The sequence below is a fragment of the Serratia plymuthica NBRC 102599 genome (assembly GCF_001590925.1).
GTDB classification, from domain to species: domain Bacteria; phylum Pseudomonadota; class Gammaproteobacteria; order Enterobacterales; family Enterobacteriaceae; genus Serratia; species Serratia plymuthica.
On record NZ_BCTU01000022.1, the window covers coordinates 1 to 24,481 of the forward strand.

The following is a 24,481-nucleotide window of genomic DNA, read 5'->3' on the forward strand; positions in this document are numbered from 1 at the left end:
CGGGCGCCGCGGCGCCCGTTTTTTTATTCTTCGCTTTCCCCCGCCGCCTTGCGGCTGCTGAGGCCATACTCGCGCAGCTTGTTGGCAATCGCGGTATGCGAAACCCCCAGGCGTTTCGCCAGTTTTCGCGTGCTCGGGTAAGTGCGGTATAGCCGCGTCAGCACCGAGCGCTCGAAGCGCTTGCTGATATCGTCCAGCGAGCCGTCCAGCACTTCGTCGCCCAGCGACATCTCGACCTCAAATTCCGGCAGCACGATGTCCTGCGGGCGCAGCTCAAAGCCTTCCGTTTGCGTCAACGCACGGTAGATGGCGTTTTTCAACTGCCGCACATTGCCCGGCCAGCCATACTTGCTGAGGAAACTCCCCAGATCGTTCGCCAACTTCGGCCGCGCCACACCCTGTTCGTCGGCAAAGCGCGCCACAAACAGCTCGGTCAACGGCATGATGTCCTGCGGACGTTCGCGCAGCGGCGGAATAGTGATGGTCAGCACGTTAAGGCGATAATAGAGATCCTCGCGGAATTCACCGCGTTGCACCAGCTCCGTCAAGTTTTTCTGGGTGGCGCAGATGACCCGCACATCCACGTGTACTTCGTGTTCTTCCCCTACGCGGCGGAAAGTGCCGTCGTTAATGAAACGCAGCAGTTTGGTTTGCATGCGCGGCGACATTTCACCGATCTCATCCAGCAGCACCGAGCCACCGTGCGCCTGTTCGAAGAAGCCTTTCTTGCCTTCCAGCGCATTGGGGTAAGCGCCAGGCGCATGGCCGAACAGCTCGCTTTCCACCACGTCATCCGGCAGTGCGGCGCAATTCAGCGCCAGGAACGGCTGTTTGCCGCGCGGGCTGCGCAGGTGGCAGGCGCGAGCCAGAATGTCTTTGCCGGTGCCGGTGTCGCCGACCAGCAGCAACGGCGCATCCAGCATCGCCAGTTTACGCGCCTGTTCCAGCACCTGGCGCATTTTCGGGCTGACGGCCACGATATGATCGAATTCGGTATCGTCGTTCACCGACAGGTTCTGTAGTTGGCGCCCCATACGTGCAGTCGACTTGAGCATGACTACCGCGCCAACGGTGGCGTTCTGCTGGTTTTCGTCTTCCAGGTAGATGGGGGTGATATCCATCAGGAAATCCTGGCTGCGGATCACGACCCGTTCGGAGTGCGGCGCCGTTTGTTCGCTCTCCAGCCAGCGGCTGAAGTTATAGCGGCCAATCAGAGCCGTAGCCGTTTGATTGCGGATTTTATCTTCGCTGAAGCTGAACAGCACCTGTGCCGCCGGGTTGGCCAACTCGACCTTGCCCCGCATATCAATCGAAAATACCGGCTCCGGCATCGACTCAAGCAGCGCCCGCAACGCACGGTGTTCACGCTCGGACGGCATGAAGTTAACGGTGCGCACGTCAGTCACGCCTGCAATGCGGCGGATCTCCGCCATCAGCGCGCGGAAGGTGTCAAAATCCAGTTGGGAAAAATTGAGGTAAATGCGGCCGATGGGATCGATTTCGATACCCCGTAAATCGATGCTGCGCGATACCAAAAGATCGAGTAATTCTCGAGTCAGACCGAGCCGGTCTTCGCAAAATACTTCCAAACGCATCAGTGTTGGCCTTATCTCTGCAGGTGCGGGGATGACTGACGATGATGATACTCTCTCACCCCGAGCGGTAGAAGCAATCTGTCAGCAAAAGTTGACAGAACTCTGATTTATCGCCGTTGTTGATGATTTTAAACGCAAGTAAATAACACCATCGGCGTCATTTTAGTTCATTTGCAGAGAGTTATCATAACCGGCAATAATTTTTTAGATAAATATAATGTGATTGCAGGGGGATCGTCTTTCGTCAACCAGGGGTTACGTATTGAGCTGTGCGGTGGCTATTGATGCAGAAACAAACCACTGCGCCCAGGGCGGGCGCAGTGGGTGAGTTACTTGGCTTTATTGTCGCTTTTTTTCATGGCGTCTTTCAGTTGACCGACCAACTGGCTGCGGAAATCTCCGAGTTTGGGCTTCTCACCTTCCAGCCACGGAAGCGGCCGGCACAGCTCCATCGCCTTGATGCCCAGCCTGGCGGTCAGCAAACCGGCGCCAATGCCTTGGGCTGCGCGGGCGGACAGCCGTGCAGCCAGATCCTGTGACATCCAATCCATCCCCACCTCGCGTACCAGTTCGGACGCACCGGCAAAGGCGATATTCAACAGCACCAAACGGAACAGCCGCAGACGGCTGAAATAACCCAGTTCAATGCCGTACAACGCCGCAATGCGGTTGATCAACCGAATGTTACGCCAGGCGATAAATGCCATATCCACCAGCGCCAGCGGGCTGACGGCGATCATTAATGTGGATTCTGCCGCCGAACGGCTGATTTCACGACGCGCCTGGTTATCCAATACCGGTTGCACCAGCTTGGCATAAAGCGCTACCACTTCGCGGTCATTTTGAGTTTCATGCAAGGAAGCCTGCCAGCGCTGTAACGCCGGGTGCCCCTGATCGAGGCCGGCCTGCCGCGCCAGCTTCTCGCAGAATTCGCGCCCCTTGCCCAACCCGTGGCTATGCAACAGTTCCCGCGCTACGTCGCGCTCTTCCGCACGCTGGCGCAGACGATACAACCGGCGCCATTCGGTCACGACCGACCCTACCCCGGCAAACACGATCAAGCCGCCAGCCACGCCGCCGCCCATGGCAATCCAATCCTGCTGCACCCAGGCGGTATGCACCCACTGCACGCCCTGCGCCACCACGCTGACGCCGAACAACGCCAACCCGGCAGTAACCATTTTGCGCCACAGGCTGCGTTTGGGTTTCAAGGCGGCATTGATAATGCCTTCGGCGCGCCCTTCTTCCTCTTCTTGTTCCAACTCAGGCGCGGCCGGGAAAAAACGCTCCGCCTGCTGTTCATCAAAGGCGACGTTGGCGCGCAATATCGGTTCTTGCGGCGGCTGCAACGGCTCTTCAAAATCGATACGCGGCTTTATCGGTTCGCTCATCGCAATTTATCTCCCAGTAAAAACTCCATCACCGCGTCCAGACGGATGTGCGGCAACGGGCTGTCTACGCTCATGGCGCGGGGACGAAACTCATCAAAGTGGAAACCCTGGTTTTGCCAGAAAGCCGGCCCCGGCAAACGCGCCGGTACTTCGCCGGGGAACACCGTCAACGGCGCGCCATCGACGAGGCGATTGCCCTTCAAGGCCGGGATCCGCTGCCCCTGGTGATCGACGATGCCGCTTTCGGTCGCCTGTACGGAGGCCAACCCCACGCAATCCATGCTGATGCCCTCAAACGCCGCGTTCTGCCACGCTTCCTGCACCAACTGCTGCAACAACGACACCAGATTGGCGTGCTGGTCGGCGGTAATGTGATCCGCTTTGGTGGCGGCAAACATCAGCTTGTCGATGGTCGGCGAGAACAAGCGACGGAACAGCGTGCGCTTGCCGTAGTGGAAACTTTGCATCAATTGGGTCAGTGCCAGCCGCATATCGTTGAACGCCTGTGGACCGCTGTTGAGCGGTTGCAGACAGTCAACCAGCACAATTTGCCGATCGAAACGGACGAAATGTTCTTTATAGAAGTTTTTGACGATGGATTGGCAGTAGTAATTGAAACGCGCCCGCAGCATACCGATGTTGGTGTGCTTGTCAGCCTGCGCCAGCTTCGATTCGCCGAGGCTGTCGACATTGGGCCACGGGAAGAACTGCAGTGCCGGCGCACCGGCCAGATCGCCCGGCAACACGAAGCGGCCCGGCTGGATAAAGTGCAAGCCTTCGCTTTTGCAACGCAACAGATAATCGGTGTAGGCCTGAGCAATGGCCGCCAACTTGTTTTCGTCGGCCGGCGCGAGCGGATCGCAACCTTTGCACAGTTCTAGCCAAGGTTTGGCCCACTCGGCGCGATCGCCCTGCAACAGACCGGCCATCTGGCGCGACCAGGCCAGATAGTCCTGTTCCAGCATGGGCAAATCCAGCAACCATTCACCGGGATAATCGACGATTTCCAGATACAGCGTCGAGGTATCTTTAAAATGCCGCAGCAACGAGTCGTTGGAACGGTAGCGCAGCGCCAGGCGAATTTCGCTGACGCCGCGCGTCGGGGTCGGCCAGCTTGGCGGGGTGCCATAAAGCTGTGCCAACCCTTCGTCATAGGTAAAACGCTGAATGCCAAGATCGCGCTGCGGAATGCGTTTCACGCCCAGAAGCCGCTCTTCGCGCACTGGCGAAAACAACGGCATGCGCGCACCGCTGTGAACGTGCAGCAACTGATTGACGAAGGCGGTGATAAAGGCGGTTTTGCCGCTGCGGCTAAGGCCGGTCACCGCCAGACGCAAATGGCGATCCATCCCGCGGTTGACCAGCGAGGTTAACTCATTTTGCAGTCGTTTCATTTTGCGTAGAGTGACTTCCTTTTGTTATATAAAACATGGATTTATATAAAATTCGTTAATCTCGGTAGCCTATGAGCATTATTATAGTCATAAGCCAGATTATTTTATGTCATGGATAAGGTCTTTCGCACCTGCACCGCTTGCCATACATGTTATTCGTTGTGTGGTATATAGCCGAACGACCTAATATCGCACCTCATAAAAAACCAAGATAGCATTATCTTGCTGGGAATAATCTCAATATTGCACCTTCAATCCGACAAAATTTGGCGTCAAAGATGCTTTCCCTAACATTTAATACTACCCGGAGAACTCTATGAGTGCAATTAATTTAGAGCAAAACATAGCCGCAGCAAGCACTATGAATGCATTAAGAAACACCTTGCCAAAATATGATGGGCAACGTATTTTTTTAACGGAGTACTATGCGGGAAAAGGTAAAGGCGGTGGCGTATTTACAGGTTATCTTAACATTGCCAATGCAATTGATGACGGCGGATACTCCACTGTTATAGTTAATCAATCAACAGCAGTGTGGCGACGAAACGATTTAACGCAACTTTCTTTATATGATGGCGGTTGCGATCCTACCCTAAGTGATAACAGCTCATTTATTCAAAACATTTCACTGATACAAGGCGAACGCTCGGTAAAAATCCCAAGCGGTTACTGGAACATTGCAAAACCGGTCATTTTTCCAGCTAACAGAGGGATCGCGCTCTACGGCGAAAACAATTTTAACGGGCGTGCAGTGTTAACCTACTCTGGGCCAGATCTAACTGATATTTCAGATGTTAGTGGAGTTATTACCGTTTCTGCCAACGCAGGGGAAATGACGCATAGTGGGATCAACTTCAGAAACTTTCAAATACGTGGCAATAATAAAATCATTAGTGGATTAAGCATAAAATACGCTGGTTACGTGCAAGTACAGAATGTAAGCATCCTCTATTGCAAAGGTGCTGGTCTCTATCTTGATAAAGTTCAGGATAGTTACTTTAAATTCCTTGAGGTCCAAGGCTGCGGCAGAACCTCCGGTGATTATAACAGTTATACCGACATTACAGATTATGAGAAAATGCTATTGGCCCCCGTTCATTTAACCTCAACCATCAAGGACGATGATTGTAACATGTTGCGCTTTGAAGATTGCCAATGGGAAGCCAACCTGATCAGCCCAACTATTTACATTCATGGCGGCATTGGATTGTGGTTCACGAAATTGCATATGGAACATCGTAGCGGCCCATTGAAAACATTAATTGGAGAAAATACCAATGCCAGCCGATTATTACACATGAACTCTGGGGAAGTTTATCTTAATGAAATTCAGGCGTCGGAAGTAAATGATTTAGTTTACAGTACGGGGTATGGTGTTTTGTATGTAACCAATATTAACCGTGCGGGGAATATTACGCATGCCGCATCCGGGAAACGGTTCAATATTTTCATGAGCGGATGCTGGTTACAAGACATGAACTTTTCCTCCAGCGTAAAGGCCATGATCAGCAACAGTTGGTTAGCGAATCTGACGTGGAGCCACCCTTCTTATCCGAGTACTATTTCTGACACCTATTTCTCCGGCAACGTTGCCCTTACCGGAGATGGCGCAAATACCCGGATCGATCTGGCCGACTGTCAGTACGGCAGCGTAAACTGTAACACCAGTAATCTGCGCTTCCTTGGCGGCCGCTGCCTGAGCGACTTTCGTTATGCCTCACTATCTGGCGCAGGTTCGGTCATCGATGTCGATGTCGAAGGCGCGACAACTATCAGTACTAGCTATGGCAGTTCATATCAACCAGGAAAAAGCAGCTATAGCGTGGCGCGTGTCGCCGATGTTCCAAAAGAGCTAGGGAGTGTAATGCGCCCTATCGGCTCCGAATGGTTCAATACAGCGGTAACCGGGGACCAGGAAGGCGCGATTTACAGTTGGGTGAAAACCGCTGCCGGCTGGCGGCCTAACAGTCGCATCAGTCGCTTTGGTACCAATTTGTCGTCAATGACCTTTTCTCAGCTTCCCGCTGCGATCTCCTGCAAAGGCACCGTTATTTTCTGTACCAATACTGCAGCCTCTCCCTCGGCTCAGGCCATTATCAGCGACGGTGCAGACTGGATCTATCTGGCAACACCGGGGACGAAAGTGACCGCCGCCCATTAAAGTTTATGCCACCCTATCTGGGTGGCATTTTTGCACCCGCTACGTAACGCCCAAATACCTTGTTCAGGCCTTTGCGAAACAGGGGTTCCAGCACCAGCGCCAGCACAAAGCGAATCGGTTTGCGGCCAACGGTCCGCAGCAGCCAGCCAGCCGCGCCGGCAGGGCCGTAATTCAGTAACGCCATGATGATCACTTTAGACAATGTCTTCAACACTGTACCTGCTCCTTGTTTGATTCCAGCGGATTTAACGGCGTTTGCGGCATAGGTTTTATTCATTTATCAATGCCCTCCGGCACGGTTGCTTGAAAAAGGATGATGGCAGGCGCAATGCCTGACCTGCGCCACGCGCAGGTCATTGCACGCGAGGCAGGATTACAGCTTGCGGAAACGGCTCTGTACGCCGAAGGTGTCCGACGTGACATAACGTTCAACCTGACGCAGTTGCTGTTCGCCGCTGCCCAACTCATACTCCAGTTGATCGAGCAATTGGCGCGGCGTTTTGTAGTTCTCGCCTTCGAAACGGCTGGCCGGCGCTTCATCGAGCACGAAAACCAGCGCGAAATAGGCCACCAGCGTGAAGAAAAACAGGCCGAAAATCATCGACAGCACCACTATTACGCGGATCAGACGCACCGGCACGTCGAAATAATGGGCCAGCCCGGCGCAGACGCCCTTCACCATGCCTTCCTCAGGTACGCGATAAAGTTTTTTACTGCCCAGAGTATTGCTCATCAAGACTGTCTCCAGTTCGGGTGTTCCGCATCGAGGATTTCTTCCAGCGCCTGAATGCGTTCACGCATGCGCTTGGCATCGTCGGCCAACTGCGCCAGACGCTGCATTTCCTGATGGCTCAGTTGAATGCCGCTTTGTTGCCGATTGCTGTAATGCAGCCAAAGCCAAATCGGTGCGACAAACAACACGAAGATTGTCAACGGAATGGCAAGTAGTAGAGCACTCATTTCTTTTCCTTCTTATTGCGTCTTTAATAGGCGGCCACCTCGCCGTGGCCGCTGTCGCCTTACTCAGTGCGGTTCATTTTGGCTTTCAGCGCCGCCAGTTGTTCGCTGATGGCATCGTCGGCTTTCAGTTCGGCAAATTCCTGGTCCAGAGACTTCTTTTTACCGATGATGACGCTTTCCGCTTCGGCTTCCATATGATCGATTCGGCGCTCAAACTGTTCGAAACGCGCCATCGCCTCATCCAGTTTGCCGCTGTCGAGCTGGCGGCGCACGTCGCGGGAAGAGGATGCTGCCTGATGGCGCAGCGTTAACGCCTGCTGGCGCGCACGGGTTTCGGTCAGCTTGTTTTCCAGCTCGCCGATTTCGCTTTTCATCCGGGCCAATGTCTCTTCCACGGTAGACACTTCGTGGGTCAGCGTGGAGATCAGGTCAGCCACCTTCTGTTTTTCGATCAGCGCCGCACGGGCCAGGTCTTCTTTATCTTTGCGCAGCGCCAGTTCGGCCTTGTCCTGCCAATCATTGAGCTGATTTTCACCCTGCTCAATGCGGCGCAACAGTTGCTTTTTCTCCGCCAGCGCACGCGCCGAGGTGGAACGAACTTCAACCAGCGTGTCTTCCATCTCCTGGATCATCAGGCGCACCAGTTTTTGCGGATCTTCCGCCTTATCCAGCAGCGTATTGATGTTGGCGTTCACGATGTCGGCAAAACGAGAAAAAATACCCATAATTCACTTCCTCTTGGTTCTGATGGCGTCTGAAGCGCCGCGTTAAATAATACAGCTTGCCCAAAGACTTAATCAAAACTCGTGCCAACTTTTATTTCATTGAATAATAAAGATTATTTATTTTTGACACTCCGTCAACTTGCTGTAGAGTGATTATTTTCACCAAACATTGGCGAATTTCATCATGAGCGAACAGTTAGAAAACCTGCTGGGCGAAGCGAACGCCTTTGTCGAAGTATTGGAGCAAGTCTCGCAACTGGCAAAATTGAACAAACCGGTGCTGGTGATCGGTGAACGCGGCACCGGTAAGGAGCTTATCGCCCACCGTCTGCACTACCTTTCCAACCGCTGGCAAGGGCCGTTTATCTCGCTTAACTGCGCGGCTTTGAATGAAAACTTACTGGATTCCGAGCTGTTCGGCCATGAAGCGGGAGCCTTTACCGGCGCGCAGAAACGCCACCTGGGCCGCTTTGAGCGCGCCGACGGTGGCACGCTGTTTCTTGACGAACTGGCCACTGCCCCCATGCTGGTGCAGGAAAAACTGCTGCGGGTGATTGAATACGGGCATCTGGAGCGCGTAGGCGGCAGCCAACCGCTGCAGGTTGATGTGCGGTTGGTGTGCGCCACCAACGATGACTTGCCTGCGCTGGCGGCAGCGGGGAAATTCCGCGCCGATCTGTTGGACCGGCTGGCGTTCGACGTCGTTCAACTGCCGCCGCTGCGCCAGCGGCAGCAAGACATCATGTTGCTGGCTGAACACTTTGCGATTCAGATGTGCCGCGAGCTGTCGCTGCAGCTGTTCCCCGGCTTTACTGAACGCGCCAGGGATACGCTGCTCGCCTATAGCTGGCCGGGCAACGTGCGGGAATTGAAAAACGTGGTGGAACGTTCCGTATACCGGCACGGCACCAGCGCCAACGCGCTCGATGGGATCGTTATCAATCCCTTTGCCCAACGGGAAAGCCCCTTCCCACTGCCGGAGCGCGAAACGCGCAATGACCGACCGACGCTACCGCTGGATTTAAAAACCTGGCAGTTGGAACAGGAAAAATCGTTGATCGAAGCGGCGCTGCAACAAGGGAAATTTAACCAACGCAAGGCGGCGGACCTGCTGGGGCTGACCTATCATCAATTGCGGGGGATGCTGAAAAAACATGCTCTCCTGCAAAATGGAGCTGCGGAAGAAGACTAATGGGCAAAAAAAAAGCCAGCACCCGAGCTGGCTTAAAAAACACTGGAAGCAATGTGAGCAATGTCGTGCCTTTCACAACAGAGCCACTGAGCGTGGCCTTTCGTGAACGGCAAGCAAATGATAATAGTTATCACTATCAACTGTAAAGCGCTTTGTTGAGAATACTTCTCATCACCACACTAATGTTGTGTACTTACCACTCAGGGAAGGGATCGGCCATCCTCCGCCAATAGTCCACACCGGCCACCATTTCGTCATCGGTCAATAAGCAGGCATCCAGCAAGCGGGTAATCTCCGCCTGTCGCAAATTCTGGCCGATAAACACCAGCTCCTGACGCATATCGCCAAACGGCTCCACCCATTTCGCCTGAATCTGCGCCCGGGTTTCTTCATCTTGTGGCCAGCTCTCCTGCGACAGCGCGCGCCAGAAGGTGCCCGCCAGTCCATAATGAGCGATGCCACCGGCCTGACTCCACTGCCCCGCTTGTCTCGGGCGCGTAGCCAGCCAGAAGAACCCCTTTGAACGCAACAACTTGCCGCCCCCCCAGTCGCCGTTGATCATCCGATAAAATTTATCCGGCGCAAACGGCCGCCGCGCCTGATAGACAAAGCTGCTGATGCCATAGTTTTCCGTCTCCGGAACATGTTCGCCTCGCAACTCCTTCAGCCAGCCCGGTGCCTGTTGGGCCTTTTCGAAGCTGAAACTGCCGGTGTTCAATACCGCCTCCAGCGGCAATTTACCGGGGGAGATGGGGATAATATTGGCATCCGGGTTAAGGCTGGCGAGCAGCGCCATGATTTCTCCCTGCTGTTCTGGCGTCAGCAAGTCGGTTTTACTCACCAGCATCACATCACAAAATTCGATTTGCTCGATAAGCAGGTCCGCCACGCTGCGCAGATCGTCCTCGCCCAGGCTTTGCCCGGCCTCCTGCAACGTTTGAGCCTGCTGGTATTGCTGCATAAAATTCACGCCATCCACCACCGTGACCAGCGTATCCAGCCGGGCGAACTGCGACAGGCTTTCACCCTGTTCGTCTTCAAAGGTGAAAGTTTCCGCCACCGGCAGTGGCTCTGAGATCCCACTGGATTCAATCAGCAGATAATCGAAGCGACCGGCCTGCGCCAGTTCGCGCACCGAGATCAACAGATCTTCGCGCAGCGTGCAGCAAATACAGCCATTGCTCATTTCCACCAGTTTTTCCTGTCGGCGATCGAGCTGGACCTGGTTTTCGATCAGTGCGGCATCAATGTTCACTTCGCTCATGTCATTAACGATCACCGCAACGCGCATGCCCTGACGGTTATTCAGAATATGGTTGAGCACCGTGGTTTTACCGGCGCCGAGAAAACCGGAAAGTACGGTAACGGGTAACGGATTCATCAGGTTCCTCACTTAAAACTCATTACGTAATGCCTGGTAGCCGCGAACCAGTTCGACGTTAGTGGCGGCCACTTCTTCAGAAAATTGCAGCGCGCCGCGATCAACCTGGCGATACAACGACAGATCGCTGTCGGCGCCTACGCGCTCGGTCGATGGGATATACAGGTTCTCCGGCAGCGTGACGCCATCCACCACCGCGTTGTACCGCACCACGCAGCCGGAACGGATATGGCAGTTGAACAGCACGCTGTTGAACCCGATAAACACCCGATCCTCGATGCGGCACGGGCCGTGAACAATCGCGCGATGTGCGATGGAGCTGTAGCTGCCGATGGTGACCGCCGCGCCGCTTTTCGAGTGGATCACTACGCCGTCTTGAATATTCGAGTGAGAACCGATAACGATCGGTTCCATGTCGCCGAGCGCATTCAGTTCATCGGCGCGGATCACCGCGTAGGGGCCGACGTAGACAAAATCTTCGACAATCACCCGACCACAAATAATGGCGGTAGGATCGATATAGGCCTTTGGCGATACCTGCGGCAGGTGGCCACTGGGGTTTTTACGCAGCATCGCCTTCCTCCCGCCAGCTCAGTTCGGCCACCGCATTGTGGGCGTGCAGGCTTTCCTGATGCTCCACCCGCAACGAAAATCCTCGCAGGTCGCATTGGCTGCGCAGCATCCGGTACAGACGGCGCGCGGCGTCCTCGCAAAACATCAGGTTTTGGCCATTAGCCAGGGCGAAGGCCTGCTCATCGCAACGCTTTACCAACGTTTGCGACGGCGTACCCAGCGCATGCTCAATACGATCGATTAAATTGACCACCGGTAACGCCGGTTCACTGCCACCGAGCGTCAGCGTCACCCAGGCCCAACTGCGCTGACTGTGCGGGGTCGCGGGCATTCCCTGCTCACCCAGCCAATCGATCACCTGCTGCCGATCGACCCTGTCCGGCTCCTGTTCAAAATCAAACTGAAACTGCTGTTGCGCCAGTTGACGGCTGAGCGCCGCCGAGCTGGGACAGGTGGAGGAATAGGGCACGCCGATCGTCAACGACAGCGTCATAACCCTGGCCAAGGTAGCGTCAATGCGCAGCGGATAGGCTTTCCAGCCGCGGTGCGGCGAGAGTAGCGCCGGACGTGACACCAGCAGTTCGCCGCGGATGCTCAGGCTGGCATGGTCGCTGTGTTCAGGCTGCGAAGCCAAAAAAGCATCCAGCGTTCGCCCGATGCGCTGCGGCGTCAGTTCGCCTTGCGCCAATTCATCCAGCGCGAGATACAGCCGCGACATGTGTATTCCCCGCACACCCTGCCGACCGGCACGCAGATTGATCCCGGCATTAACCTTCGCCATCAGCGGTTTGCCCGCAAGCTCCAACGGCAGCGCTATCTCTTGCATCCCGACCCAATCGAGCCCGACGTCACTCATCTCACCCCGCCAGGCCTGGGCATCCGGCAATGGCTGGCGGGGTGGAAGTGCAATCTTGTTCATACGTCCCCTTGCTGTTATTGATATCGTACCTGGGGACGGTAACATGAAATTGTTATGTTATAACATATCATTTTAAAGATTTTTTGCTTGTGGCGGCAAAGTGTTCAATCAAGTCGCAGAAAACTCTGCCATTTTGCTCAATGGATTGGGCAGTTCGCCAGAGTGCGATACACTAACGCTATTGCTTATTAACCCATGAAGCGTCTATGCGTGGTTTACCCCTTTGGATACTGTCATTGTGCCTTACGAGTTCTGCCCTGGCCTCAACACCGCCCCCGCCTACCGCGGCGGCGCCGTTGCCGGACATCCGCCAGAGCGGCTTTGTCTATTGCGTCAGCGGCATACTGAACACCTTTAATCCGCAGATGGCCAGCAGCGGGCTGACGGTCGATACCCTGGCCGCACAGCTGTACGATCGCCTGCTGGATGTCGACCCTTATACCTACCGGCTGATCCCCGAACTGGCACAAAGTTGGGAAGTGCTGGATAACGGCGCAACCTACCGCTTCCACCTGCGCAAGGACGTGCCGTTCCAGACCACCGCCTGGTTTACGCCAACCCGCAAATTGAATGCCGACGACGTGGTGTTCAGCTTTGAACGCATGTTTAACCAAAAGCATCCGTATCATGACGTCAACGGCGGCGAGTATCCGTACTTCGACAGTCTGCAGTTTGGCGACTCGGTGCAAAGCGTGAAGAAGCTCGACGACTACACGGTCGAGATCCGCCTGCAGGCGCCGGACGCCTCGTTTTTGTGGCATATCGCCACCCATTACGCCCCGGTTATGTCGGCAGAATATGCGGAAAACCTGACGCGTGAAGGCCATCAGGAAATGATCGATCGCGAGCCGGTCGGCACCGGGCCCTTCCTGTTGAATGAATATCGTTCGGGGCAATATATCCGTCTGGCGCGCAATGACGTTTACTGGAAAGGCCAACCGCGCATGCCACAGGTGGTGATCGATCTGGGCGCCGGCGGCACTGGCCGGCTATCGAAGTTGTTGACCGGTGAGTGCGACGTGCTCGCTTATCCCGCGGCCAGCCAGCTCTCGATCCTGCGCGACGATCCGCGCCTGCGCCTCACGCTGCGGCCGGGCATGAACATCGCCTATCTGGCCTTCAACACCCGCAAACCGCCACTGAACAATTTAAAAGTGCGTCAGGCCATTTCGCTGGCAATCAACAACCAGCGCCTGATGCAGTCGATTTACTACGGCACGGCGGAAACCGCCGCCTCCATTCTGCCGCGCGCGTCGTGGGCCTATGACAACGAAGCGCACGTTACCGAATTTGATCCTGCAAAATCGCGCGAAATGCTCAAGCAAGCGGGCATTGAATCGTTGAATCTGAAGCTGTGGGTACCCACCGCCTCGCAATCTTATAACCCCAGCCCGCTGAAGACCGCCGAACTGATCCAGGCCGATTTGGGTCAGGTTGGCATTAACGTCACTATCGTGCCGGTCGAGGGCCGCTTCCAGGAGGCGCGCCTGATGGAGATGAACCACGATCTCACACTCACCGGCTGGGCCACCGACAGTAACGACCCGGACAGTTTCTTCCGGCCGCTATTGAGTTGCGCTGCAATCCGCTCGCAAACCAACTATGCTCACTGGTGTGACCCGGGGTTTGACGAGGTGCTGCAAAATGCCCTGCTGTCACAGCAGTTGGCGCAGCGCATCGAAAACTACCAGAAGGCGCAAAAAATTCTTGAGCAGCAACTGCCGGTGTTGCCGCTGGCCTCCTCATTGCGCCTGCAGGCTTACCGCTACGACATCAAAGGACTGGTATTGAGCCCGTTCGGCAACGCGTCATTTGCCGGGGTGTACCGTGAATCCGCGGAGGGGCCGAAAAAGTGATTATCTTTACCTTGCGCCGCATCTTGTTGCTGTTGATCACGCTGTTCCTCCTGACTCTGGTCAGCTTTAGTCTGAGCTATTTCACGCCGCGCGCGCCGCTGTACGGCGCCGCCCTGCTGGATGCCTACCACTTTTACTTCGTCAGCCTGCTGCATTGGGACTTTGGCGTTTCCAGCATTAACGGCCAGGCGATCAGCGAGCAACTGCGCGAAGTGTTCCCCGCCACCATGGAACTGTGCCTCCTTGCTTTCACTCTGGCGTTGTTTATCGGCATTCCGCTGGGGATTATCGCCGGCGTGATGCGCGGCAAATGGCAAGACACCGCCATCAGCACCTTTGCCCTGATCGGATTTTCGATGCCGGTTTTCTGGTTGGCGTTGCTGTTAATGCTGTTTTTCTCGCTGCACCTTGGCTGGTTACCGGTCTCCGGCCGTTTCGACCTGCTGTATCAGGTCAGGCCCATCACCGGTTTTGCACTGATTGATGCCTGGCTGTCGGATTCGCCGTACCGTTCCGAGATGATCGGCAGCGCGTTGCGCCATATGATATTGCCGATTACCGCGCTGGCGGTGGCCCCTACCACCGAAGTGGTGCGCCTGATGCGGATCAGCACCGACGACGTGCTCAGCCAAAACTACATCAAAGCCGCCGCTACCCGGGGCTTGTCCCGCTTTACCATTATCCGTCGCCATGTGCTGCATAACGCGCTGCCGCCTATCGTTCCCAAGCTGGGGTTGCAGTTCTCCACCATGCTGACGCTGGCGATGATCACCGAAGTGGTCTTCAATTGGCCGGGCCTGGGGCGCTGGATGATTAACGCCATCCGCCAGCAGGATTATGCGGCAATCTCCGCCGGCGTGATGGTGGTCGGCACCTTGGTGATCGCCATTAACGTCCTGGCCGATATTTTGGGCGCAGCAACCAACCCACTGAAACATAAGGAATGGTATGCCCTTAGATAACGTATACCGCGAAAAGAAAATGCCCAGCCCGCTGCTTTACACCTGGCGGATTTTTTACGGCGATGCCCTGGCGATGATCGGCTTCTACGGCGTGATCGCGCTGCTGTTGCTGTGCGTATTCGGCAGCCTGCTGGCGCCTTATGCGCTCGATCAACAGTTCCTGGGCTATCAGTTGCTGCCGCCTTCCTGGTCGCGTTACGGCAACGTTTCCTTCTTTCTCGGCACTGACGATCTCGGCCGCGATATCCTGAGCCGTCTGTTGACCGGTACCGCCGCCACTTATGGTTCGGCGTTGTTGGTTACCGTCGCCGCCGCCTTTTTCGGGGTGATCCTCGGCGTGTTTGCCGGCGTGACCCACGGCCTGCGCTCGGCGGTGCTGAACCACATTCTCGACACCCTGCTCTCCATTCCCTCTCTGCTTCTGGCGATTGTGGTGGTGGCGTTCCTTGGGCCAAAGCTCGAGCACGCGATGCTGGCGGTCTGGCTGGCGTTGTTGCCGCGCATGGTGCGCACCATCTACAGCGCAGTGCACGACGAACTGGAAAAAGAGTATGTGGTGGCGGTGCGACTCGACGGTGCCTCGACGCCGCAAATCCTGTGGTATGCCGTGATGCCGAACATTGCGGCGGTGCTGGTGACCGAATTTACCCGCGCGCTGTCGATGGCGATCCTGGACATCGCCGCACTCGGTTTCCTCGACCTCGGCGCACAGTTGCCCTCTCCTGAATGGGGCGCCATGCTCGGCGATTCGCTGGAGCTGGTGTACGTCGCGCCCTGGACGGTGATGCTGCCCGGTGCGGCAATCCTGATCAGCGTGTTGCTGGTTAACCTGTTGGGCGACGGCATGCGCCGCGCAATCAACGCAGGAGTGGAATAATGCCGTTACTTGATATCCGCAACCTGACGATTGAATTTATGACCGCCGACGGGCCGGTCAAGGCGGTCGATCGCGTCAGCATGACGCTGACCGAAGGTGAAGTACGGGGTTTGGTGGGCGAATCGGGCTCGGGCAAAAGCCTGATCGCCAAAGCGATTTGCGGCGTAACCAAAGACAACTGGCGCGTCACCGCCGACCGTTTCCGCTTTGATGATATCGATCTGCTGCAATTGACGCCGCGCGAGCGACGCAAGCTGGTCGGGCATAACGTCTCGATGATTTTCCAGGAACCGCAGTCGTGCCTGGACCCTTCGGAGAGCATCGGCCGCCAACTGGCGCAGGCGATCCCCGGTTGGACCTATAAGGGACGCTGGTGGCAGCGTTTCAACTGGCGCAAACGTCGTGCCATTGAGTTGCTGCACCGCGTTGGTATCAAAGACCATGTCGACATCATGGGCAGCTTTCCCTACGAACTGACCGAAGGCGAATGCCAGAAAGTGATGATCGCCATCGCTCTGGCCAACCAGCCGCGCCTGCTGATTGCCGATGAACCGACCAACGCCATGGAGCCCACCACTCAGGCGCAAATTTTCCGCCTGTTGGCCCGGCTTAATCAAAACAACAACACCACCATTTTGTTGATCAGCCATGATTTGCAGATGATGAGCAAATGGGCCGATCGGGTGAACGTGCTGTACTGTGGGCAAACGGTGGAAAGCGCGCAGTGTGAAGATCTGCTGGCTGCCCCTCACCATCCGTACACGCAGGCGCTGATCCGCTCAATGCCGGATTTTGGTCGTTCATTGCCGCATAAAAGCCGGCTCAATACGCTGCCGGGCGCCATTCCATCGCTGGAACATCTGCCGATCGGTTGCCGGCTGGGGCCTCGCTGCCCCTACGCGCAGAAAAAGTGCATCGAGACGCCGCGCCTGCGCCCGGTGAAAAACCACTTATTCGCCTGCCACTTCCCGTTGAACATGGAGGAGCAATAACATGGAAACGCTGTTGGAAGTGCGCAACCTGACCAAAACCTACCGTTACCGCACCGGGCTGTTCCGTCGCCAGCACGTTGAGGCGGTGAAATCGGTCAGCTTTACCCTGCGTGAACGGCAGACGCTGGCGATCATCGGTGAAAACGGTTCCGGCAAATCGACGCTGGCCAAAATGCTGTCCGGCATGGTTGAACCTTCATCCGGGGAACTGCTGATTGACGATCACCGGCTCGGCTACGGCGATTATCGCTATCGCAGCCAGCGTATCCGCATGATATTTCAAGATCCGAGTACGTCGCTTAACCCGCGTCAGCGCATCGGCCAACTGCTTGACGCCCCGCTGCGGCTGAATACCGATCTGGAAGGCCCAGAGCGTGAACAGCGCATCTATCAGACGCTGCGCCAGGTGGGGATGCTGCCGGACCACGCCTATTACTATCCGCATATGCTGGCCTCCGGCCAGAAACAACGTGTGGCGCTGGCCCGTGCGCTGATCCTGCAGCCCAAGGTCATCGTCGCCGATGAGGCACTGGCTTCGCTGGATATGTCGATGCGTTCGCAGATCATCAACCTGATGCTGGAACTGCAGGAGAAGCACGGCATCTCGTACATCTATGTGACTCAGCATCTGGGCATGATGAAGCACATCAGCGATCAGGTTATGGTGATGCACGAAGGGGAAATCGTTGAGCGTGGCAGCACCGCCGAAGTGCTGGCCGCGCCATTGCACGATCTGACCAAGCGCCTGATCGCCAGCCATTTCGGTGAAGCGCTGACCGCAGACGCCTGGCGGCGCGACGGCGGCCGATTCTGACGCTTGCAGAAAAGCCGCTTTCGAGCGGGTTGAGTTTGATGACAAAGTTGTCTTTGAACCCGAGATACCCGGGCCTAGCGCACCGAGGGGCCATTATGGGACACATCCCTGTGTCCCACCCTGCGGGCCGACATGGAGTCGTTCCAATTTGCTCCAGGCAAATTGGTCGGCGGGCAAGCCGCTACGACCCCTTCGGCACGCTCTCCCTAATAACGGGCTTTATCAGCAGTCTGAACCCGCTTTCGAGCGGGTTTTTTATTGCCGAACAGCCCGCCGCGCTTATCCAATAACCTCAAATACAAATTACAATTTTGTTATATATCATTATATTTTATTCCATTCAGTTATTGATTAGCACTTAACATTATTTTATCTCGCCTATCTAATCGGTGAGGATATCCCCTACGTTGAGCTTATTAAACGACAGGATATCGCACTGATGAACAGCCCCCGCAATCGCCGACTCGCGCAGTTTCTGCTCGCTTTAGCCGCAGGTTTCTCTGTTTATGATCACGCATTGTGTTGCGATGACCGCCGCTGATCCTGCCATTCGATGCCCGCCCAGGGTATGCACCTCTTTTGTCTTGCCGCCGCTGCCTGTCGCACCGGTGGCTGTTGCTCATGATTAAGGATTACCGCCCTATGGAACTACTACGTCGACAACATAATGCCCAGTGGTATCACGAAACCCAAAGCAGCGTTCGCGGAGACCAGCCGCTTGAGCCGCAGGCTGCCACCGTCCGCGACAGATTCTTGCTGGGGCTGGGCGCATTTGCCGACGAAGCGTTGAACACCGCACTGACCGCGCGCGCCGGGGTATTTAATGCCTCGCACGCCTGCTATCACGTGCTGTTCCCGGATCATGTGGCACTGACAAGAATGGTGACATTGTCACCTTATGATCGCCTCAGTACCGCGCTGACCGTGGCTCAGGTGACCGGCGTTCAATCCCTTTGTAGCCATTACGCTGCTCGCCTCGCCCCGCTGCACAGCCCCGACGCCTCACGCGAAAGCAACATCCGCCTCGCCCAAATCACGCAATACGCCCGGCAGCTCGCCAGCCAACCGACCCTGATTTGCAACAAAGCGCTGCAACAGCTCAGCGATGTCGGATTAAGCCCGGCGGATATCGTGACCTTCTCGCAGATTATCGGTTTTGTCAGTTACCAGGCGCGCGTCGTCGCCGGCGTGGCTGCGCTGGCCGGGCGGCCAACGGGAGTAGTGCCCGGTTTCCCGAACATAGAGGATGCTGAAGGAGTGGAGTTCACCGAAGAGGAACTGGCGTGGCAATCGCGATTACCGCCGATAACCCTGGAAGACGCTCGCGCTGAACAGCTCGACGTGCTCGACCAAAGCCACCCGGACGCTCGCAGCGAGCCTTATTATCTGCTGCTGGCCCACGATGCCCCCGCGCTGCGCGAACGCAACGGCGTCTTTAACAGCATCAACGCGGACGGTTACGGGCTGTCGGCGCGGTTGAAAGCGCTGGCGACGCTGGCCGTTTCGCGCATTAACGGCAGCCGCTATTGCGCATCGACCGTGGCCCAGGATATTCAGGACACCGCATTGGCAGACGCCATCTTCACCGACATTAACCGCGGGCTGGAAAGCAGCGATAATCCCGTAGCCCAGGCGGTGATCCGCGTTGCCGCAGACCTGACCCGCACGCCGGAAAAGTTCACCCCGCGCAGCGTACAGCCGCTGTTTAACAGCGGGCTGAATCAGGCTCAAGCCCTGGACGTGATCCTCACCGGTGCCCTCTACGCCTGGGAGAACCGTTTACGTCAGACCCTCGGCGATACACAGACGATAGGCGAAAGCCAACCGGCATAATTACTGCTGCAGCAACCAATTGCCGGCGGCGTCAAAAAAGTGCTGAGCCAGCGGCGTTGCCCGCCCCGGCTCGGCAATCACTACTGCCGCATGACGTGACATGGCGGGAATGGCGACTGGCCGCCGCTGCAAGTCCGGCGTCATGGCCGGCAGCAGGTTACCTTGCGGAAACAGGCCGCAGCCCAAGCCAACAAAAATGCCTTCCAATAGTTGGAAAATAGACGTGGTTTCCATGCGCGCATGCAACGTCAACCCGGCTTCACGGAAGTGTTGATCGAGGTAACGACGGAAGTAACGTGTAGGTTCAGCCAGGCACAGCGGCAGCGCGGTGACCTCCGCCAAGGTCAAAGGTTTATCCCCCACCAAGTGCGGGAAGTGCTGCGGATGGAAGACCAGCTCGACGCCGGCGTCAGCCAAAGGCTGCGACTGAAAATGCAGCTCTTTCAGCGTCGCCAACTCAAAGAAACCGATGCCGATATCCACGGTATGCGCCGTCAAGGCTTCCAGCAACTGATCGGCGCTCAACACCGCGACCCGATAGTCTAACTGCGGGAAACGCTCGCTGACCGCTTTCAGCATTTGCGCCAGTGAAATGCTGCACTGCGGCACAGCACCGATACGCAGGGTGCCGTTAAAGCCGTGCTTGAGCGATTCCACCTCCAGTTTCAACCCCTGATAAACCGATACAATCTCGCGCGCCCACGCCAACACACGCTCGCCTTCCGCGGTAAAACCTCCGAAGTTATTACCGCGGTTGATCAACGAAACACCCAATTCTTTTTCCAGGTTTTTCAACCGCATGGATAACGTTGGCTGGCTAACGAAACTGGCTTCCGCCGCCCGGCCAAAGTGGCGCTCTCGTTCCAGATTACACAGGTAGATCAGTTGTTTAATATCCATAAGGCAGCTCGGAAAATAATGACTGTCCTTAGTATATCACTGCGGGAACTTTTGGGCGCTGTGCTCGATGGATCAGAGTTTCAGCTTCGCATAGTCCATCAGGCGCGAGAACATACCGCCGTTGTTTACTGGCTGCAGCGCCACCAGCGGCAGAGTTTTCAACAGCTTGCCGTTATCGCTGATGCGGATCTCCCCAATCGGCTGCCCCTGTGCCAACGGGGCCTCAAGACGCGAAGGTTTTATCACATACTGGGCTTTCAACTTGTCCGCCTCGCGCTTTGGCAGGCTGAGGTATTGATCCTGCTCACTGCCCACCGGCACAAGGTGGCGATCGCCATACCACACTTTTTCCTGCCCCAGAGGTTGCCCGGCGCTAAACAGATGCACGGTGGCGAAATCTCGCAGACCCCAGGTCAGCAGTTTGCGGGCCTGATCTTCTCTCCCTTTGGCGCTTTTACCGCCCATCACGACGGCAATCAAACGCCGGTCGCCTTCGGTTGCGGAGGCAATAATGTTAAAACCGGCCGATGCGGTATGACCCGTTTTCAGGCCGTCCACCCGCAGGTTTTTATCCCACAGCAGCCCGTTGCGGTTCTGTTGGGTGATCCCGTTCCAGGACAGCGATTTTTCGCTGTACATATGATATTCCGCCGGTTCGCTCATGATGATGGCGCGTGAAATCACCGCCAAATCGCCGGCCGTAGTGAACTGGCCAGGTGCGTCCAGCCCGTGGACGGTTTCAAAATGCGTATTTTGCAGGCCAAGTTGAGTGCTTTTTTCATTCATCAATTTGACGAATGCGGCCTGGCTGCCCGCCACGTAGTCCGCCATCGCCACACAAGCATCGTTGCCGGAGTCAATAATAATGCCGCGACTGAGATCGCGCACCGTGACCCTGTCACCGGGTTTCAGGAACATCAGCGAGGAGCCCTTGAACACCGGATTGCCCTGCGCCCAGGCGTCTTTGCCCACGGTCACTACGTCATCCAGGCCAATTTTGTGCTGATCGAGCGCATGATCAATCACCAATCCGGTCATCAGTTTGGTCAGGCTGGCCGGATTGCGTCGCTCGTCCGCATTGTTCTCCGCCAGTACCTGGCCGGTGGTGTAATCCATCAATACGTAAGAGGCCGCGTCTATCGCCGGCGGTGTATTGAGAGGGAAACTGAGTGGCGCATCCGCCGCCTGTACTGCCAACGGCAGCAGAACTCCGGTTATCACAGACAATACTGAACGCTTCACTCACCCATCCTTAAATAAAATTCTAATATAATCCGCGAGATAGACTGCACTAAAGGCACAGTCAGCGGAATCATTAGTCTTTTTCAGGGAATAACATAGTGCAACCATTTGTATGTCCGGCCGAGGACCGGGATAGCGAGCGATAAATCTGCTCTATGCCGCGATTACCTAATTCTATTAGACGCTCATGCCCTACCCACCTAAACTTGCGACATAAATACCTATAACGATTAAAGAATCGTTTACTTTTTAGCTACAACACATGCGAAAACAATCATGAAATTCAAACCGTCAATAAAGCCGTATACCGGCGCGGCAGGCGGCTGGGGTTCACTCGAAGCCACCACGCGCTACGTGCTCGACAGCAAACAGACGCTGAAAAACCTGCGCAATCTGATGCGCGTGAATAAGGTCCGCGGCTTCGACTGTCCGGGCTGCGCCTGGGGCGACGACAATCACAGCACCTTCAGCTTCTGCGAAAACGGCGCCAAGGCGGTCAGTTGGGAAGCTACGCGCAATGCGGTTGAACCGGCATTTTTCGCCACCCACAGCGTCAGTACCCTGCAACAGCAAAGCGACTATTTCCTCGAGTATCAGGGCCGCATTACCCATCCGATGCGCTATAACGCCGAAACTGACCATTACCAGCCGATCAGTTGGCCGGACGCGCTGGCGCTGATCGCCCGGCACATCCAACAGATGGATAATCCGAACCAGATCGAACTTTATACCTCCGGCCGCGCCAGCAACGAAGCCTCTTATCTGTATCAGCTGTTCGGCCGCATGCTCGGCACCAGCAATTTCCCCGATTGCTCGAACATGTGCCATGAGGCCAGCGGCGTCGGGCTGAAACAAAGCATCGGCGTGGGTAAAGGCACCATTCGCATGGATGACTTCGAAAAAGCCGACGCCATCTTTGTGTTCGGCCAAAATCCCGGCACCAACCATCCACGCATGCTGCACAGCCTGAAAAACGCCGCCGCTCGTGGCGCACGCATCGTTAGCTTTAACACCCTGCGCGAACGCGGCCTGGAGCGCTTCGCCGATCCGCAAAACCCGATTCAGATGCTGACGCCAACATCGTCACCAATAAGTTCAGCTTATTTTCAGCCCAACCTCGGCGGGGATATGGCGGCGGTACGCGGCATGGTGAAAGCGCTGCTCGAGAGCCATCGCCGGCGTTTGGCGGCCGGTGAGCCTGGCCTGTTCGATTTGGCGTTCATTGAGCAGCACAGCGTCGGCGTGGAGCGCTACCTGGCGCAGGTGGATGCCACCTCCTGGGCCCACATCATCCAACAGTCCGGCCTCAGCGAAGCGCAACTGCGGCAGGCGGCGGCGATTTATCAGGGCGCCGAACGGGTGATTTGCACCTGGGCGATGGGCATCACGCAACATAAGCATTCGGTGCCGACGGTGCGCGAGATAACCAACCTGCAACTGCTGTTCGGCCAGTTGGGCAAACCGGGCGCCGGCCTGTGCCCGGTGCGCGGCCACAGCAATGTACAGGGCAACCGCACCATGGGCATTGACGAGAAATCACCCAAGGCGCTGCTCGACAGCCTGGAACAACATTTCAACTTCTCCCCACGACGCGAGCCGGGCCATAACACGGTAGAGGCCATCGAAGCGATGCTGCGCGGTGAAGTGAAGGTGCTGCTGGCGCTGGGCGGCAACCTGGCGGCGGCCGCACCGGATACCGAACGCACCGCCCGCGCCCTGCGCTGCTGCGATCTGACGGTACATATCAGCACCAAGCTCAACCGCAGCCATCTGGTCACCGGTAAAGACGCGCTGATCCTGCCGACGTTGGGGCGTACCGAGCAGGATCTGCAGGCCAGTGGCCCGCAGTACATCACGGTGGAGGATTCATTCAGCATGGTTCACGCCTCCGAAGGCGTCGGTAAACCGCTGGCGGATACCCAAAGGTCGGAAACCGCCATTGTCTGCGGTATCGCCGATGCGGTGCTGGGCAACAAGCTATTGGATTGGCTGGCACTGGCAGATGACTATTCGTTGATCCGTGACCATATCGCCGCCACCGTTCCCGGCTTCGAGGATTTCAACCGTCGCTGCGATCAACCCGGCGGTTTCTATCTGGGCAATGCCGCCGCCGAATTGCGTTTCGCCACGCCTAGCGGTAAAGCGGAATTCAGCGCAGCCCCGCTGCCAAAAAGCCTGCTCCCGGAGTTCGACGGCCAAAAAGCGCCGTTCACGCTGCAGACTCTGCGTTCCCACGATCAATACAACACCACCATCTACGGATTGGATGACCGCTATCGCGGCGTGTATGGCCAGCGTGAAGTGCTGTTTATCCACCCGGAAGACCTGGCGGCGTTGGACATGCAGGACGGTGAGTTTGTGGAGATCGAAACCCTGTGGAATGACGGCGTCATTCGCAAGGTGAGCGGTTTCAAACTGGTGAGCTACGATATTCCGCGCGGCAACCTGGCGGCCTACTATCCGGAAACCAACCCGCTGGTGCCACTGGCCAGTTTTGGCGACGGTACCGGCACGCCGACCTCCAAATCCATTCCGGTGACGATCCGCCGCTGCGCGGCGCAACCGACGCGGCGTATCGCCTGACCTGATGCGCCCGGTTTACGCCGGGCGCATGACGCTCTGCGGCCGCCTTGCGCACGGCGGTTTTCTTTCCCGCCTTTTGATCGCCGGATATTCAGTAAAATCGCGTGCCAACGCAGGAAAACCGTGACGTT

General features: G+C 56.4%; 21 protein-coding genes. 9 read left to right on the forward strand and 12 right to left on the reverse strand.

The window, feature by feature from the left end:
• Positions 1-23: 23 nt before the first annotated feature.
• The 3 genes from tyrR to SPL01S_RS15400 all read right to left on the reverse strand — a co-directional run bounded on the left by tyrR (position 24) and on the right by SPL01S_RS15400 (position 4,380).
• The gene (gene tyrR / locus SPL01S_RS15390; RefSeq protein WP_063201018.1) at positions 24-1,595 is read right to left on the reverse strand and encodes a transcriptional regulator TyrR; all 1,572 of its coding nucleotides are present in this window, start codon (positions 1,593-1,595) and stop codon (positions 24-26) included.
• A gap of 329 nt (positions 1,596-1,924) precedes the next feature.
• Positions 1,925-2,986 carry a YcjF family protein gene (locus SPL01S_RS15395; RefSeq protein WP_062870999.1) on the reverse strand — a complete coding sequence of 354 codons (1,062 nt, stop codon included), beginning with the start codon at positions 2,984-2,986 and terminating at the stop codon, positions 1,925-1,927.
• Positions 2,983-4,380 (reverse strand): YcjX family GTP-binding protein, encoded by a 1,398-nt coding sequence (locus tag SPL01S_RS15400; RefSeq protein ID WP_006325650.1) that lies wholly within the window; start codon positions 4,378-4,380, stop codon positions 2,983-2,985. The genes SPL01S_RS15395 and SPL01S_RS15400 overlap by 4 nt, the downstream gene beginning before the upstream one ends.
• 316 nt (positions 4,381-4,696) lie before the next feature.
• Here SPL01S_RS15400 and SPL01S_RS15405 point away from each other — a divergent pair, with 316 nt between their 5' ends.
• The gene (locus SPL01S_RS15405) at positions 4,697-6,541 is read left to right on the forward strand and encodes a putative phage tail protein (protein WP_063201019.1); all 1,845 of its coding nucleotides are present in this window, start codon (positions 4,697-4,699) and stop codon (positions 6,539-6,541) included.
• A 13-nt stretch (positions 6,542-6,554) separates the two neighbouring features.
• Here SPL01S_RS15405 and pspD read toward each other — a convergent pair whose 3' ends face one another.
• From pspD to pspA, 4 genes are all read right to left on the reverse strand, one after another.
• The gene (gene pspD / locus SPL01S_RS15410) at positions 6,555-6,818 is read right to left on the reverse strand and encodes a phage shock protein PspD (RefSeq protein ID WP_013813111.1); all 264 of its coding nucleotides are present in this window, start codon (positions 6,816-6,818) and stop codon (positions 6,555-6,557) included.
• A gap of 96 nt (positions 6,819-6,914) precedes the next feature.
• A complete protein-coding gene (gene pspC / locus SPL01S_RS15415; protein WP_004945110.1) occupies positions 6,915-7,274 on the reverse strand; it encodes an envelope stress response membrane protein PspC in 360 nt (119 codons plus the stop codon).
• Positions 7,274-7,501, reverse strand: a complete 228-nt coding sequence (pspB, locus tag SPL01S_RS15420) for an envelope stress response membrane protein PspB (RefSeq protein ID WP_004945113.1) — start codon at positions 7,499-7,501, stop codon at positions 7,274-7,276. The genes pspC and pspB overlap by 1 nt, the downstream gene beginning before the upstream one ends.
• Before the next feature lie 59 nt (positions 7,502-7,560).
• Positions 7,561-8,226, reverse strand: coding sequence for a phage shock protein PspA (gene pspA, locus SPL01S_RS15425; RefSeq protein ID WP_004945117.1), 666 nt, complete (start codon positions 8,224-8,226; stop codon positions 7,561-7,563).
• A gap of 184 nt (positions 8,227-8,410) precedes the next feature.
• Between pspA and pspF the strand changes: the two genes are divergently transcribed.
• Entirely contained in the window at positions 8,411-9,418 is a 1,008-nt protein-coding gene (pspF, locus tag SPL01S_RS15430) for a phage shock protein operon transcriptional activator (protein ID WP_063201020.1), read from the forward strand.
• A gap of 193 nt (positions 9,419-9,611) precedes the next feature.
• On the opposite strand, the gene zigA is transcribed toward pspF, so the two are convergent.
• From zigA to folE2, 3 genes are read right to left on the reverse strand one after another with little or no spacing between them, the layout of a single operon-like run.
• Positions 9,612-10,799, reverse strand: coding sequence for a zinc metallochaperone GTPase ZigA (gene zigA, locus SPL01S_RS15435; protein WP_063201021.1), 1,188 nt, complete (start codon positions 10,797-10,799; stop codon positions 9,612-9,614).
• Positions 10,800-10,811: 12 nt separating this feature from the next.
• Positions 10,812-11,372, reverse strand: a complete 561-nt coding sequence (locus tag SPL01S_RS15440; protein WP_063201024.1) for an LbetaH domain-containing protein — start codon at positions 11,370-11,372, stop codon at positions 10,812-10,814.
• Entirely contained in the window at positions 11,362-12,291 is a 930-nt protein-coding gene (gene folE2, locus SPL01S_RS15445) for a GTP cyclohydrolase FolE2 (RefSeq protein WP_063201029.1), read from the reverse strand. Before folE2 ends, SPL01S_RS15440 begins: the two co-directional genes overlap by 11 nt.
• A 206-nt stretch (positions 12,292-12,497) precedes the next feature.
• Between folE2 and sapA the strand changes: the two genes are divergently transcribed.
• From sapA to SPL01S_RS15475, 6 genes are all read left to right on the forward strand, one after another.
• Positions 12,498-14,147, forward strand: a complete 1,650-nt coding sequence (gene sapA, locus SPL01S_RS15450; protein WP_063201032.1) for an ABC transporter substrate-binding protein SapA — start codon at positions 12,498-12,500, stop codon at positions 14,145-14,147.
• Entirely contained in the window at positions 14,144-15,109 is a 966-nt protein-coding gene (gene sapB / locus SPL01S_RS15455) for a putrescine export ABC transporter permease SapB (protein ID WP_004945135.1), read from the forward strand. Before sapA ends, sapB begins: the two co-directional genes overlap by 4 nt.
• On the forward strand, positions 15,096-15,986 hold the full coding sequence (sapC, locus tag SPL01S_RS15460) for a putrescine export ABC transporter permease SapC (RefSeq protein ID WP_006325668.1): 891 nt from the start codon (positions 15,096-15,098) through the stop codon (positions 15,984-15,986). Before sapB ends, sapC begins: the two co-directional genes overlap by 14 nt.
• On the forward strand, positions 15,986-16,978 hold the full coding sequence (gene sapD, locus SPL01S_RS15465) for a putrescine export ABC transporter ATP-binding protein SapD (RefSeq protein ID WP_004945143.1): 993 nt from the start codon (positions 15,986-15,988) through the stop codon (positions 16,976-16,978). Before sapC ends, sapD begins: the two co-directional genes overlap by 1 nt.
• Before the next feature lies 1 nt (position 16,979).
• Complete coding sequence (gene sapF, locus SPL01S_RS15470; protein ID WP_004945147.1) at positions 16,980-17,792, forward strand: putrescine export ABC transporter ATP-binding protein SapF; 813 nt, start codon at positions 16,980-16,982, stop codon at positions 17,790-17,792.
• A 642-nt stretch (positions 17,793-18,434) separates the two neighbouring features.
• On the forward strand, positions 18,435-19,625 hold the full coding sequence (locus SPL01S_RS15475; RefSeq protein ID WP_063201037.1) for a CMD domain-containing protein: 1,191 nt from the start codon (positions 18,435-18,437) through the stop codon (positions 19,623-19,625).
• Here the strand turns inward: SPL01S_RS15475 and SPL01S_RS15480 are convergent, their stop codons facing one another.
• Together SPL01S_RS15480 and dacD are read right to left on the reverse strand one after the other, a co-directional pair.
• On the reverse strand, positions 19,626-20,525 hold the full coding sequence (locus tag SPL01S_RS15480; protein WP_062871008.1) for a LysR family transcriptional regulator: 900 nt from the start codon (positions 20,523-20,525) through the stop codon (positions 19,626-19,628).
• A gap of 72 nt (positions 20,526-20,597) precedes the next feature.
• Positions 20,598-21,767 carry a serine-type D-Ala-D-Ala carboxypeptidase DacD gene (gene dacD, locus SPL01S_RS15485; RefSeq protein WP_063201041.1) on the reverse strand — a complete coding sequence of 390 codons (1,170 nt, stop codon included), beginning with the start codon at positions 21,765-21,767 and terminating at the stop codon, positions 20,598-20,600.
• A 276-nt stretch (positions 21,768-22,043) separates the two neighbouring features.
• Between dacD and SPL01S_RS15490 the strand changes: the two genes are divergently transcribed.
• Entirely contained in the window at positions 22,044-24,350 is a 2,307-nt protein-coding gene (locus SPL01S_RS15490; protein ID WP_063201045.1) for an FdhF/YdeP family oxidoreductase, read from the forward strand.
• Positions 24,351-24,481 lie beyond the last annotated feature (131 nt).

Bases quoted from the DNA above. Each gene is read 5' to 3' on its own strand.
- SPL01S_RS15490 (WP_063201045.1), top strand. From the start codon at position 22,044: ATGAAATTCAAACCGTCAATAAAGCCGTATACCGGCGCGGCAGGCGGC.
- pspC (WP_004945110.1), bottom strand. From the start codon at position 7,274: ATGAGCAATACTCTGGGCAGTAAAAAACTTTATCGCGTACCTGAGGAA.
- tyrR (WP_063201018.1), bottom strand. From the start codon at position 1,595: ATGCGTTTGGAAGTATTTTGCGAAGACCGGCTCGGTCTGACTCGAGAA.
- SPL01S_RS15480 (WP_062871008.1), bottom strand. From the start codon at position 20,525: ATGGATATTAAACAACTGATCTACCTGTGTAATCTGGAACGAGAGCGC.
- folE2 (WP_063201029.1), bottom strand. From the start codon at position 12,291: ATGAACAAGATTGCACTTCCACCCCGCCAGCCATTGCCGGATGCCCAG.
- pspD (WP_013813111.1), bottom strand. From the start codon at position 6,818: ATGAATAAAACCTATGCCGCAAACGCCGTTAAATCCGCTGGAATCAAA.
- zigA (WP_063201021.1), bottom strand. From the start codon at position 10,799: ATGAATCCGTTACCCGTTACCGTACTTTCCGGTTTTCTCGGCGCCGGT.
- sapC (WP_006325668.1), top strand. From the start codon at position 15,096: ATGCCCTTAGATAACGTATACCGCGAAAAGAAAATGCCCAGCCCGCTG.
- SPL01S_RS15400 (WP_006325650.1), bottom strand. From the start codon at position 4,380: ATGAAACGACTGCAAAATGAGTTAACCTCGCTGGTCAACCGCGGGATG.
- pspA (WP_004945117.1), bottom strand. From the start codon at position 8,226: ATGGGTATTTTTTCTCGTTTTGCCGACATCGTGAACGCCAACATCAAT.
- sapA (WP_063201032.1), top strand. From the start codon at position 12,498: ATGCGTGGTTTACCCCTTTGGATACTGTCATTGTGCCTTACGAGTTCT.
- pspF (WP_063201020.1), top strand. From the start codon at position 8,411: ATGAGCGAACAGTTAGAAAACCTGCTGGGCGAAGCGAACGCCTTTGTC.
- pspB (WP_004945113.1), bottom strand. From the start codon at position 7,501: ATGAGTGCTCTACTACTTGCCATTCCGTTGACAATCTTCGTGTTGTTT.
- SPL01S_RS15395 (WP_062870999.1), bottom strand. From the start codon at position 2,986: ATGAGCGAACCGATAAAGCCGCGTATCGATTTTGAAGAGCCGTTGCAG.
- sapF (WP_004945147.1), top strand. From the start codon at position 16,980: ATGGAAACGCTGTTGGAAGTGCGCAACCTGACCAAAACCTACCGTTAC.
- sapD (WP_004945143.1), top strand. From the start codon at position 15,986: ATGCCGTTACTTGATATCCGCAACCTGACGATTGAATTTATGACCGCC.
- SPL01S_RS15475 (WP_063201037.1), top strand. From the start codon at position 18,435: ATGGAACTACTACGTCGACAACATAATGCCCAGTGGTATCACGAAACC.
- SPL01S_RS15405 (WP_063201019.1), top strand. From the start codon at position 4,697: ATGAGTGCAATTAATTTAGAGCAAAACATAGCCGCAGCAAGCACTATG.
- SPL01S_RS15440 (WP_063201024.1), bottom strand. From the start codon at position 11,372: ATGCTGCGTAAAAACCCCAGTGGCCACCTGCCGCAGGTATCGCCAAAG.